Genomic DNA, 11,929 nt, shown 5'->3' on the forward strand with positions numbered 1-11,929 from the left:
TGAATATCCTTTTGGGTGTATATTACTCAAATGACACAGATTTATGAACACTACCCAAGTGTTTGACCCCTTCATTCCTCAGGGGTTGGTGAGGAGCAAGTCTGATCGAGACTAAGTCGTGCCGTTAACATCAATGTTAACTCTACTCGATTGTTGTTGGAGCCTTTGAATGTTAATAAAATAAAAAGGCTGAAAATTCAGCTTTTTTAGATATAGTTCTTTATTTAGTCTCTAAAAGTTTTTCATCATGGATGGGAAAATCATGGCAAGATAACTCACATTTAAAAAAGGTAGAAAAATGAGAGCTGAATTAAAAAATTACTTCTCACCTGATTTTGACATAAAAACATACTGGCCTGAAAATGAAAAAATATTCCACTTCCTTTTGTCTTTATCAATAGGGCCAGAAGGTGACGATGCTTCTAACAACTTTGATGTTGAAATAATTTCATTTCAATGGATGGAATGTAATTCTGAAGATTTAATTTTAGGCGGAAACAAAATTTTCTTAAGAGAATACGACATTCCATTACTAATATCTAAAATAGAGAGATATTGCAACAAGTGCATAGGCAATTCTTGGGATGAAATCGTTAACCAGCTATCTAGACTAGGTAGGTTTGAGTATGACTAAGGCTTTGTTTCCTAAATCAGGTGGAACTAATCAGGAAAGCTGCGATCTGAACAACCAAATCTCACTACCTATCGTTCCGCATGCCTAAACCACGTTACAAAACAACCAATTGGAAGCAATATAACCAAGCCCTTATCAATCGGGGCTCTCTCACTTTTTGGATTGATGAGGAAGCCATCCAACAGTGGCTAAACCTGACTAAATCTGGAAAACGAGACAGACCACGGTTGTTTAGCGAGCTGGCAATTACTACTGCTCTGATGGTGAAGCGGGTTTTCTCCATGCCACTGCGAGCGCTGCAAGGGTTTATTAACTCCGTGTTTCTCCTTGCTCGGGTTCCGCTGGCTTGCCCGTATTACACTTGCATCAGTAAACGGGCCAAATCAGTAGAGGTCTTATTCAAATGCCCCACCCGAGGGCCGATTCAACATCTGGCCATTGATGCTACCGGGCTTAAGGTTTACGGCGAAGGCGAATGGAAAGTCAAAAAACACGGCACAGATGGTAAACGTCGGGTATGGCGTAAACTTCACTTAGCTGTCGATACCAGCACTCATGAAATCATTGCTGCCGAGCTGAGTTTGTCTAATGTCACTGATGCCGAGGCTTTCCCAGCTTTGCTTAAACAGACACGTCGAAAAATCATCGAGATATCAGGTGATGGAGCTTACGACACTCGCGCTTGTTACGAGGCGATTCGGATAAAACGAGCGACGCCACTAATCCCTCCAAGGGAAGGGGCAGCATTATGGGAAATAGGTCACCCACGAAACATCGCTGTCGCCTGTCAAAAACTCTATGGTAGCAATACTCATTGGAAGAAGCGCTTTGGCTATCATCTCCGCTCTCTTTCAGAGACAGGAATGTTCCGTTTCAAACAGTTGCTGGGTGGCACACTGACACTACGAAACTACAATGCTCAGGTTGGAGAAACTTATGCCATGATCAAAGCGTTGAACAAAATTACCGGGATAGGTATGCCCCAAACTCGACTGGTTGACTAAATATCAACCATAAAAGGGGGCTTTGGGCCTGATTCCTAATTTAGGAAACAAAGCCCCCCAGCACCGGAAGCCCCAACCGAGCTGAAAGAAACCGGGATAACCAAAGCTATTAACGCCATGATGGGCGGTGCTAAACAGGTCATCAATGATTACATTGACGAGCAACGCGCATCACAAGCCGAGTGGCTGGCCGATAAAGGGATCATTCAAGCCAAAGATGAAGCGACAGGCCAAATCCTGACTCCGGAAGAATTAGGGGAACGCTATCGGGGTAATCCAACTCTGCTACTTGCGGATAATGAGTTGGCCGGAGCGGAAGCAGTACAATCGTTTGTTGGTTATGAAGCCGCACTATTGGCGCTTGAGGCTGCCACCAATCGCAAGAAGCTTGTCACTGACTTGGCCGAGTTCAAAGAAGAAGCCGGTAAAATCCTATCCCAAATCAACACCAAATCCCCTAATGCCCTGAGTGAAGCCCTGGGACAATATGGTGCCGAGCAGGTATACAAGGACTTGGGACTAAAGCAAAATGAGGGCTTTATCCACCGTTATCACGGCTGCGACAATATGATGGATTGTAAAAAGCGCGGCTTGGTTGAGATTGAGCACAAGGGTTACAGTAACAACAGTACTAGCCTCAGTGAAAATCAGTTCCGGGAAAGACAAGGGTCAGACAGAAAAAATAAACGCTGGGCGGCAAGGATGAAGAAAAAGGCTCCCAAAGTCGGTCAAGCCTCCAACCGGAAAGGCGGCCCCTATCAGCAGAAAGAACAACAGCTGTGGCAAAGTATCCTTGACAAGGATGGGAAGAAAAACCACCTGGCAATCTTTACCAACACCGAAACAGGCCAGGTACGTTACTTTTGGCAAGATAATGCAGGTAACCTGCTCCCCCCAAAAGAGGGGGTGCTCCAAGAATTCACCATCCCCGAGTTTGAGACAGTCAAGAGCACCTTTGCCGATGGATTAAAAGCATTGAAAGGAAACAAATAACCATGACCAAAAAAATCCCCCAACTCTCGGCAGAGCAGCTTGCCAATGAACTAGAAATCGATTTGGAAACCATCGCCCGAAAAAAAGCTTTGGATGAAACTGGTTTTTATAAGGATCATGAGATAGAGCACGTTTATTGGGGCCGCGGCTTTGATTATGCCAGCTTGGGCATGTCCTATGCACTGAACCAAAAATTTGATGAGGCCAAGGCCGCTTTCAAAAAAGCCGCAGAGTATCAATTACGACCATTGAAAATGGCTTTTGACCCGAACGCCCCAGAGTTTATCGGCGAAAAGGTTACCATGGGTAAGGAATCCATTGATGTCGTCAGCTGTTTCAACTGCGCCATGGCCGCCGGTGAGTTGGCGATCGCCAAAGAAGCCTGTTTGCTGTACCCGGAAGAGCAGTTTCCAGGCAACCGCAAACCGGATACCACTGACGATTTGGTGCATGCGCTAAAAGCCTGGTTTAACGGCGACCATGATAAAGCCAGTGCCCATTGCCAAAAGCGTCTGGACGAATACACCGCCAAACCCAGCAAAAAAATCAGCGGACGTAGCAATTACTTTACCTTGCACTTGGCTCTGTGGGGGATCATTCACAAAGATGCGTTGAGCTTTGAAGATGGTATTAAACGCAACTTGGCTATTTGGCACCATGGCGCCCGTTACGGCGAAGAAAGCGGCACAACTCGTGGCCACTATGCCGAGTTTGCTGTGGCGCTGACCAACTTGGGGATCCACGCTGGAATGGAGCAGCCGGTCGTTGACCCATTCATCCCCCAAGGACTGGTGTGGAGCAAGTCGGTTCGGGACTGAGTAGTACAGTTAATATCAATGTTAAATTCAGATTGATGTTAACTACCCGCTTTTGTTGTTGGTATATCGTTTTTCATGTAGAGGTCTCCATTGCCCCCCCAGTGTATTTGAAATCTCGTCAATGTCATGGTCTTAAATTCGGTGAAAGGTCAAACAAAATCATCGAACACATGGAAGAATTTTTGGAAAACAGGTAACAGAAATGAGATATACGGACAGGCCAGAATACAAACTATATAGAGCACTAAGAAAAGGACAATTAGATATTGCCCAGTCCTTTATCCAGCAAGGATGTAATATTCACAGGGTAACTGAAAATGACAAATGGACGTATTTACATCAGTTATCGGATGGGGATACTCCGCCAGAATCTATCCAATTTCTCATCGAAAAGGGGCTCGATGTGAACGCCGTTGACAGCTATGGCTATACCCCGCTGATTTATGCGGTCAGGCAAAAGAACCTTCCGGCCATCAAATTACTGTTGGAAAATGGCGCCGAAAAACTTATCAATCACCGGCCCGAGGATGGCGCTACGCCTTTGAAAATGGTGTTTGACAGCAAGCCTTATTCGTCAGAAATCGTTGCAGTGTTACTCGAAGCAGGTGCTGACCCAGATGCAAAAATTGAAAGTGGCAGCTCTTTCAGAAATTCAGTTGCGGTACTTGCTGATATGCCACTGGAAATCCCAGAGCTTTTAAGAAGCTATCCAGAGAAGTTCTGATACTTTGTTTGACCTTACCGGAGAGTAGCCCTCTCGATCTTTCCTCGATAGAGATTAACAATCTCGAGGAAAGTTCTTTCACGCCCAATTCCCTCTGGCGGTTTGCTGTATTCACTTCCAATCCTACGTACTTGCTGAGCCAGTTATGGGGCGCTGAAAAAATCGTCAATGCCATAGTCTTAAATATGGAAAGGTGGTCGCTGTGAAGATGAAAATGAATGTACAGGAAAAATTTGAACTACCGGGAGGAGTTACAATCTTGGCTTGCGCCGGTTATGAGAAGGATTTTGATGTTATTGGCAAGAAACTCAACCTGATTTGTGATGGTGAGGTTAGACAAACCCTAACTATATCCGGCGAAAAGAAAATGACTAATCAGAAGGCCAATTTTGAGCAAAAGGCATTCGAAACCCATGATAAGGTTTTGTTGTCACAGGAAGAAGCCCAGAGTGGCAAATGGCAGCTAGTCGGTGATTGACTCATAGGCTGATGAGCGCTCAAGGGCAAGCAGAGCTTTGATGGGACTACTGGGTGCATATAGGGGTACATGAAAAGCAAAAAAGCCCTTCTTATTAAAGAAAGGCCTTTTTATTTCAATACATTATGAATTTATATCAGTTCATGCCGTATTTTTTCAGCTTCTTGCGCAGTGTGCCGCGGTTGATGCCCAGCATGTTGGCGGCGCGGGTCTGGTTGCCACGAGTGTGCTGCATAATGATATCAAGCAGAGGTGCTTCAACTTCGCATAGCACCATTTCATAAACTTCCTGGGCTTCTTGACCGTCCAACTGAGCGAAGAAGTTGCTGACAGCGCGCTTTACGGCGTCGCGCAGTAACTGGGGCTTGATGGTGCCGTTAGCGGTTTCGATTTTGCCTACGGTAAGCTGATGAGCTTCTGTGTGAGTTGTCTGATCAAACATTCGTATTCTGCTCTTTATTTATCTAGTACACATTCATCAAAAAAACGTTCCACCATGGAACATTGTTCTGCAGCGGTTTCCAGCCGGTTAAAGTCGGCACGGAACTGGCGCTGTTCTTCCTGGTCCAGGTACCATCCCATATGTTTTCTGGCGAAGCGGACGCCCTTTACTTCCCCATATAAATCATACAGTTTGGTTAGGTGTTCCAGCATCACTTGACGCTGCTCTGCCATCCCAATGGGCGCTAGCTTGCTACCTGTGTCCAGGTAATGCTGGATCTCTCTGAAAATCCAAGGCCTTCCCTGGGCACCCCGTCCTATCATCAGGGCATCGACACCTGTGTAATCCAGCACGAAACGCGCCTTCTCCGGACTATCGATGTCCCCGTTGGCGACAACAGGAATCGAGACATTCTGTTTGATCGCCTTGATGGTGTCGTACTCGGCATGACCCTTGTACATGCATTGGCGGGTGCGGCCATGAACCGCGAGCGCCGTAATGCCACTCTCTTCGGCAATCCGGGCGATTTGAACACCATTTCTGTGTTCTGGGGCCCAGCCCGTGCGAATCTTCAGCGTTACCGGCACATCCACTGCGGCAACCACGGCATCCAGTATTTTCTTTACCAGTTCCGGCGATTGCAGCAGGGCAGAACCCGCGAGCTTTTTATTCACTTTTTTTGCCGGACAACCCATGTTGATATCTATGATTTGGGCGCCTTGCTCCACATTGTAGCGGGCGGCCCAAGCCATATTATCGGGGTCAGCCCCGGCGATTTGTACTGAGCGTATGCCTTCTTCACCCGAGTGCGTCATTCTCTGGCGGCTCTTGTCTGTGTCCCAAAGGTCGGGATTGGACGAAAGCATCTCTGACACTGCCATGGCAGCACCATAACGGATACAGAGATTGCGGAAGGCCTGATCGGTGACACCTGCCATTGGTGCCACGATCAGCTGATTCTTCAGTTGATAGGGTCCAATCTGCATTTTGCTGTTTCACCTTGCTCTTCAAAGGGGCGCTATAGTACGCCTTTTTGCCAGCGGTGAAAAGGTCAATAAATGACCTGAGCAAAACTTTTTTACTTGACTTTTGACAGGCAGGAAGTCAGCGCCAGTGCGCTCTGGCGCCGCCTTTACCGCTATTTGCGTACTCCTGTCAAGCGGCTCCAATCTTCTTTGTGAACCGCTTCGTCCATCTCGAACCATTGAGCGTAAAATTCGCGGATCTCTTCTGCTTGTTCCTGCAGTAAACCGGACAGTGCCAGTTTGCCACCCGGGCGCACCAACTCGGCGATCAGGGGGGCCAGTTCTCGCAGCGGTCCTGCCAAAATGTTGGCAACCAACACATCGGCCTGAATGCCTTTGGGTTGATCCTCAGGTAGGTAGAGGCTGAGCCTATCATCCACGCCGTTGCGTTTGGCATTGTCGCGGGAGGCGTCTATCGCCTGGTAGTCTATGTCTATGCCTATGGCGTTGGATGCGCCCAGCTTGAGACCGGCGACCGCCAGAATGCCGGAACCGCAGCCGAAGTCGACCAGCTGTTTACCTTGCAGATCCAGGCCATCGAGCCACTCCAGACACAGGGCGGTTGTGGGATGAGTGCCTGTGCCGAAGGCCAGGCCGGGATCCAGGATCACGTTGACAGCTTCAGGATCCGGGATTTCACGCCAGCTGGGACAGATCCACAGACGCTTGCCGAACTGAATGGGGTGGAAGCTGTCCATCCATTCGCGGACCCAGTCTTTATCTTCTATCTGCTCTATCTTGTAGTTCAGCTTGCCTTCGAGGAAGGGCTGTTGCTTGAGCATCTCGACTGTGGGAGTCAGATCTGTGCCGGCATCGAACAGAGCGACTACCACAGTGTCGGCCCAAAGTGGCGTTTCGCCCAGCTTGGGCTCAAAAATCGGCGTATCTTTACCATCTTCAAAGGTGATGGAAACACTGCCTTCCTCCAGCAACAGGTCGCTGAGTGTTTCGGCGTGCTCGCTGCTGCTGTGGATGCGTAACTGGATCCAGGGCATGGAATCTTCTCTCGTGGGGGACTATAAAGCGCTATTGTAAGCCATAGGTCACAGGCCTTGCCAGCACGCCGGGGTAAAGAGGGTGGAGTGAAACCCGGTTTCAGCTTTGGCCCGTTAATGGCGGAATTTACGGTAACTTACTGTCTTTTCTGTTTCAAAGTTTCAAATAAACGTTTGATTTATATTGGTTAATTGGTATTACCTCTGTTTTGCTGAAAGTGGTTTATTTGTGAGCATGATCAGATAATCCCCCACTTTCGATTGAGGCAGGTCACATTCAGACTCCTTGGCCATTGGCGCAGTTTGGCTGTGAGTTATGTTGTAGATCCCAAGGATCTGTACCCAAAAAACATGCTGACAAAATATCACATCCCTGAGCGCTGGCTCGGTCATGCCAACAGCCATTACTGGTCGGCCAGAGCCGATCGCCTGCAGAGTGCCACCGGCATTTTGCTGGGCATGTTTCTGTTGGCGCATCTTCACTTCGAATCCAGCATCATGCTGGGCAAAGAGGCTTTCTATAAGGTAGTGCAGGTGCTGGAAGGCGGTTGGTTCAGTGCCACTGGCCACGGTTATCCACTGCTGACGCAACTCTTCTCTGTGTTCATTCTGCTGGTGGTGATACTGCATGCCGCCATGGCGCTCAGGCGTTTTCCGGCGCAGCTCGGCCAATGGCGGGCGCTGCGCAGCCACCTGCATTTGATCAAACACCGCGACAGCCACGCCTGGTTCTGGCAGTTGGCCACCGGCTTTATCCTGTTCTTCCTGGTGCCCATGCACCTGGTCACCATGATAGCCAATCCGGAAATCGGCCCCAATATGTCGGCCTACCGGGTCTGGCATGACAACACCTGGCTGCTGTATATCTTGCTGCTGCCTGCAGTGGTGATCCACGCCATGATAGGCCTGTATCGGGTGGCGGTGAAATGGGGCCTCAGCTTTAACCGCACTGGCCTGAGAAAAATAGCCAAGCTATTGATTGTCTATCTTATCGTGCTTGGATTAGGCAGTTTGGTGACCTATATGCTGCTAGGCAATGAGCTGAGCCTGCCGTTGCAGCCGTTCGTTCCCGGTTAACTCAATATCAGTTAAAGGTAAATTAACCGGCAGAAGTTTGATCTGCCTCAGGGTTCGTTTGCCCTTTGTGATCCACATTGGTTTGACTATCTTTAAGCGGTTAAGCCATTGGATGACAGGGAGAATACGAATGATACGACTGAGTGAGCGCTGGGGCGGCTGGTTGGATCTGGGGCAGAGTGCTTCAGGCGTGTTGTTGGCGCTGTTTTTGTGGACTCACCTGTTGCTGGTGTCTTCAATATTGCTGGGGGCGCCGGCAATGGAATGGGTGGCCCGCAACATGGAGCTGAGTTTTCTCAGTGACGATGGCCACGGTTACCCCTGGGTGGTGAGCCTGGTAGCCATAGCCGTTGCCGGGTTGGCGTTGTTGCACGTGCTGGTGGCCTTGCACAAGTTGCCTTTGTCGCTCAGGCAGCAAAAGGCTCTGAAACAGCAACTAGTGCAAATTGATCATGGCGATACCCGCTTGTGGGTGTGGCAGGCTGCTACCGGAGTGGTGATTTTGCTGTTGCTTCCTGTGCATCTTTGGTTGGTGGGTTCGGCCCCGGAAACCATAGGGCCACAGGGTTCGGCCGACAGGATTTGGAACCAGTATGCCTGGGCCTTGTACCTGCCACTGCTGCTGACAGTGGAGTTACATGCCGCCATAGGACTGTACCGGGTGGCATTGAAATGGGGCGCGGCGCGGGATCTCAACAGCCGGGCGCGCCTTAGAAAAATTAAAACCATACTCAGTGTGGCGTTTGTCGCCGTAGGTCTGGCGTCCTTGCTGGCTTTTTGGCCCCACGCGAGCTGAGTATTGATAACCCAAACAGATAGCTTTCGGGTAAACGGCATTGGGCCGTCCCATAAGGAGTGTGTGTGAAACTCATCTATACGGATTCGTTGGTTGTCGGCGCCGGATTGGCGGGTCTGCGGGTAGCCATCGCTTCCAAAGAGCGTGGCCTGGATACCCTGGTACTGTCGCTGATCCCTGCCAAGCGTTCCCATTCGGCCGCGGCCCAGGGCGGTATGCAGGCCAGTCTCGGCAATACCGTCAAGGGCATGGGCGACAGCGAAGATGTGCATTTTCAGGACACGGTCAAAGGCTCAGACTGGGGCTGCGATCAGCAGGTGGCGCGAATGTTCGCCCACTGTGCTCCCAAGGCGGTACGTGAGCTGGCCAACTGGGGCGTACCCTGGACCAGGGTGACTGCCGGGCCGCGTCAAGTGGTGGTCAATGCCGAAAAGGTGACTCTGGAAGAAGCCGCCGAGGCTCACGGGCTGATCAATGCCCGCGACTTTGGCGGTACCAAGAAATGGCGCACCTGTTACACCGCCGATGGTACCGGCCATTCGCTGCTGTATGCGGTGGACAATAAGGCGATCTCCATGGATATCCCGGTGCATGAACGGGTCGAGGCGCTGAAACTCATCCACGATGGCAACCGCTGCCATGGGGTTATTGCACGCTGTTTGATCACCGGTGAACTCAGGGCCTATATCGCCCGGGCCACCACCATAGCCACAGGCGGCTATGGCCGTATCTATGAAGTGTCCACCAATGCAGTGATCTGTGAGGGTATAGGCCAGGCGCTGGCGCTGGAAACCGGGGTCGCGACCCTTGGTAATATGGAAGCCGTACAGTTCCACCCCACGGCCATAGTGCCCGTGGGAATTCTGACCACTGAGGGCTGCCGCGGTGACGGTGGCTTGCTGCGGGATAAAGACGGCTACCGCTTTATGCCTGACTATGAGCCGGAAAAGAAAGAGCTGGCCTCCCGTGACGTGGTATCACGGCGGATGACAGAACATATGCGTAAGGGCAAGGGAGTCGACAGCCCCTATGGCCCGCACCTGTGGTTGGATATCACCCTGCTGGGGCGCAAGCATGTGGAAACCAACCTGCGGGAAGTCAAAGAGATCTGTGAGAACTTCCTCGGCATAGATCCGGCTGAAGAGTGGATCCCGGTGCGGCCGACCCAACACTATTCCATGGGCGGTATTCGCACCAATCATACAGGAGAGAGCCCGCAGCTCAAGGGGCTGTTCAGTGTCGGCGAGGCGGCCTGTTGGGACATGCATGGCTTTAACCGTTTGGGCGGTAATTCGCTGGCGGAAACTGTGGTCGGCGGCATGATCATAGGCAAATATGTGGCCGACTTCTGCGAGCAGGAGGAGCTGGTGCTGGATACGGCGTTGGTGCAGCGTTTCCGTGATGAGCTCAACCAGGAGATAGACGAGCTGCTGGCTCGGGAGCAGGGCGAGAGCCCGTTTGAGCTCAAGCGCCTGATGCAAAGAGTGATGATGGACTATGTCGGCATCTTTCGTAACGGCCCAGAGCTGGAAAAGGCGGTGGCCGAACTCAAGGATTTGCTGGCTCGCTCGCGCAATATTGTCGTCACCTGCAAGAAGCGCCACGCCAACCCCGAGTTGGTTGAGGCCCTACGGGTCAGGCGTATGCTTAAGGTGGCGCTGACTGTGGCCTGCGGCGCCCTGGCGCGCACCGAGAGCCGTGGCGCCCATGCCCGCGAGGATTACCCGCAGCGTAACGACAAAGACTGGCTCAGCCGTACCCTGGCCAGTTGGCCGGACGCCGACGCGCTGGAGCCTGTGCTCAGCTACGAGGCGCTGGATGTGATGCAGATGGAACTGCCGCCCGGTTATCGCGGCTATGGTGCCGACAATGCCATTGCCCATCCGGATACCGCCAAACGTGAGCAGGAGATTGCTGCCATTCTCGCGACTTTGGGGCCGGATGCCGGCGCTGAAGACAAGCAGCGGGCGCTGATGCCGTTCGAACTGCCGGAAAGCCTGCGCCCCGGCAACGAGCGCCTGAGCGACCGCCTGGCTTACCCACAAACTTCAACCCCTTCTCAGCCTAACCCTGCCGGAGATGACAACGCATGAGTGGCCGCACTTTAACCTTCAGGATCTTCCGTTACGACCCACAGCAAGCGGGAGACAAGCCACAAATGGTGGACTATCAACTGCAAGAAACCCCGGGGATGACGGTATTTATCGCCCTCAATCGCCTCAGGGAGGAGCAGGACCCATCGTTGCAGTTCGACTTTGTCTGTCGCGCCGGGATTTGCGGCAGCTGCGCCATGGTGATCAACGGCTTTCCTACCTTGGCTTGCCGCACCTTGACCGCCAAATATCCAGATGGACTGATCACTTTGATGCCGCTGCCAGGCTTTGAGCTGATAGGGGATCTGTCGGTCAACACTGGCAAGTTTATGCGTGAGCTGGCTGAAAGGCTCAAGCTGTGGCTGCATCCCAAGCCGGATCAGCAGGATATCCACCATCTGGAAGCCCCGATGGACCCGGAGGAAGCCGCCAGACTCTATGAACTGGAGCGCTGTGTGGAGTGCGGTGTCTGTGTCTCGGCCTGCGCCACCAAGCAGATGCGCGACACTTTTGTCGGCGCCGTCGGCATGATGAAAATCGCTCGTTTCGAGCTGGATAGCCGCGATGCCCGCAGCGCCGAGGACTTCTATCATGTGATAGGCAATCAGGATGGGGTGTTCGGTTGTATGACCCTGCTGGGATGTCAGGATAACTGTCCTAAAGACTTGCCCCATATGCAGCAGATAGCCTACCTGCGCCGCAAGATGGCCAGTACCTTGCTTTAAACTATGCCTTCAGAGAACTAAGCCCTTAAAGAGCTAAGCTGAGGTTCAAACAGAAAAGCCCGGAAAATTCCGCAATGTAGATCAGATAAGGATCGGTTGACCGATCCTTCTGATGAGAGACAATC

Annotated in this window: 13 protein-coding genes; 10 read left to right on the top strand and 3 right to left on the bottom strand. The window is 51.4% G+C overall.

From position 1 onward, the window contains the following. Window positions 1–298 precede the first annotated feature (298 nt). The 6 genes from CX651_RS18975 to CX651_RS19000 all read left to right on the top strand — a co-directional run bounded on the left by CX651_RS18975 (window position 299) and on the right by CX651_RS19000 (window position 4,651). The gene (locus CX651_RS18975; RefSeq protein WP_101057610.1) at window positions 299–634 is read left to right on the top strand and encodes an Imm8 family immunity protein; all 336 of its coding nucleotides are present in this window, start codon (window positions 299–301) and stop codon (window positions 632–634) included. A gap of 80 nt (window positions 635–714) precedes the next feature. After that, on the top strand, window positions 715–1,638 hold the full coding sequence (locus CX651_RS18980; protein ID WP_101057612.1) for an IS5 family transposase: 924 nt from the start codon (window positions 715–717) through the stop codon (window positions 1,636–1,638). 117 nt (window positions 1,639–1,755) lie between these two features. Beyond that, window positions 1,756–2,631, top strand: a complete 876-nt coding sequence (locus tag CX651_RS18985; protein WP_101057614.1) for a hypothetical protein — start codon at window positions 1,756–1,758, stop codon at window positions 2,629–2,631. A gap of 2 nt (window positions 2,632–2,633) precedes the next feature. Then, window positions 2,634–3,449 (top strand): hypothetical protein, encoded by an 816-nt coding sequence (locus tag CX651_RS18990; protein ID WP_101057616.1) that lies wholly within the window; start codon window positions 2,634–2,636, stop codon window positions 3,447–3,449. A 202-nt stretch (window positions 3,450–3,651) separates the two neighbouring features. Then, window positions 3,652–4,173 carry an ankyrin repeat domain-containing protein gene (locus tag CX651_RS18995; protein WP_101057618.1) on the top strand — a complete coding sequence of 174 codons (522 nt, stop codon included), beginning with the start codon at window positions 3,652–3,654 and terminating at the stop codon, window positions 4,171–4,173. 202 nt (window positions 4,174–4,375) lie between these two features. Further along, window positions 4,376–4,651 carry a hypothetical protein gene (locus CX651_RS19000; protein WP_167398150.1) on the top strand — a complete coding sequence of 92 codons (276 nt, stop codon included), beginning with the start codon at window positions 4,376–4,378 and terminating at the stop codon, window positions 4,649–4,651. 136 nt (window positions 4,652–4,787) lie between these two features. Here the strand turns inward: CX651_RS19000 and fis are convergent, their stop codons facing one another. The 3 genes from fis to prmA form a co-directional block, all read right to left on the bottom strand. Further along, a complete protein-coding gene (gene fis, locus CX651_RS19005) occupies window positions 4,788–5,093 on the bottom strand; it encodes a DNA-binding transcriptional regulator Fis (RefSeq protein WP_025011339.1) in 306 nt (101 codons plus the stop codon). 14 nt (window positions 5,094–5,107) lie between these two features. Further along, on the bottom strand, window positions 5,108–6,079 hold the full coding sequence (dusB, locus tag CX651_RS19010; protein WP_025011338.1) for a tRNA dihydrouridine synthase DusB: 972 nt from the start codon (window positions 6,077–6,079) through the stop codon (window positions 5,108–5,110). Window positions 6,080–6,231: 152 nt separating this feature from the next. Further along, window positions 6,232–7,113 carry a 50S ribosomal protein L11 methyltransferase gene (gene prmA / locus CX651_RS19015; protein WP_101057622.1) on the bottom strand — a complete coding sequence of 294 codons (882 nt, stop codon included), beginning with the start codon at window positions 7,111–7,113 and terminating at the stop codon, window positions 6,232–6,234. Between the two features lie 351 nt (window positions 7,114–7,464). On the opposite strand from prmA, the gene CX651_RS19020 reads away from it, so the two are divergent. The 4 genes from CX651_RS19020 (at window position 7,465) to CX651_RS19035 (ending at window position 11,804) form a co-directional block, all read left to right on the top strand. Further along, on the top strand, window positions 7,465–8,190 hold the full coding sequence (locus tag CX651_RS19020; RefSeq protein WP_101057624.1) for a fumarate reductase cytochrome b subunit: 726 nt from the start codon (window positions 7,465–7,467) through the stop codon (window positions 8,188–8,190). Window positions 8,191–8,320: 130 nt separating this feature from the next. Then, on the top strand, window positions 8,321–8,986 hold the full coding sequence (locus CX651_RS19025; protein ID WP_101057625.1) for a fumarate reductase cytochrome b subunit: 666 nt from the start codon (window positions 8,321–8,323) through the stop codon (window positions 8,984–8,986). A 65-nt stretch (window positions 8,987–9,051) separates the two neighbouring features. Then, complete coding sequence (locus tag CX651_RS19030) at window positions 9,052–11,079, top strand: fumarate reductase flavoprotein subunit (protein ID WP_101057627.1); 2,028 nt, start codon at window positions 9,052–9,054, stop codon at window positions 11,077–11,079. Next, window positions 11,076–11,804: a fumarate reductase iron-sulfur subunit gene (locus CX651_RS19035; protein WP_028781383.1), complete on the top strand. Its 729-nt coding sequence runs from the start codon at window positions 11,076–11,078 to the stop codon at window positions 11,802–11,804. The genes CX651_RS19030 and CX651_RS19035 overlap by 4 nt, the downstream gene beginning before the upstream one ends. Window positions 11,805–11,929: the final 125 nt, after the last annotated feature.

This window comes from Shewanella chilikensis (assembly GCF_002836945.1).
GTDB lineage: Bacteria > Pseudomonadota > Gammaproteobacteria > Enterobacterales > Shewanellaceae > Shewanella > Shewanella chilikensis.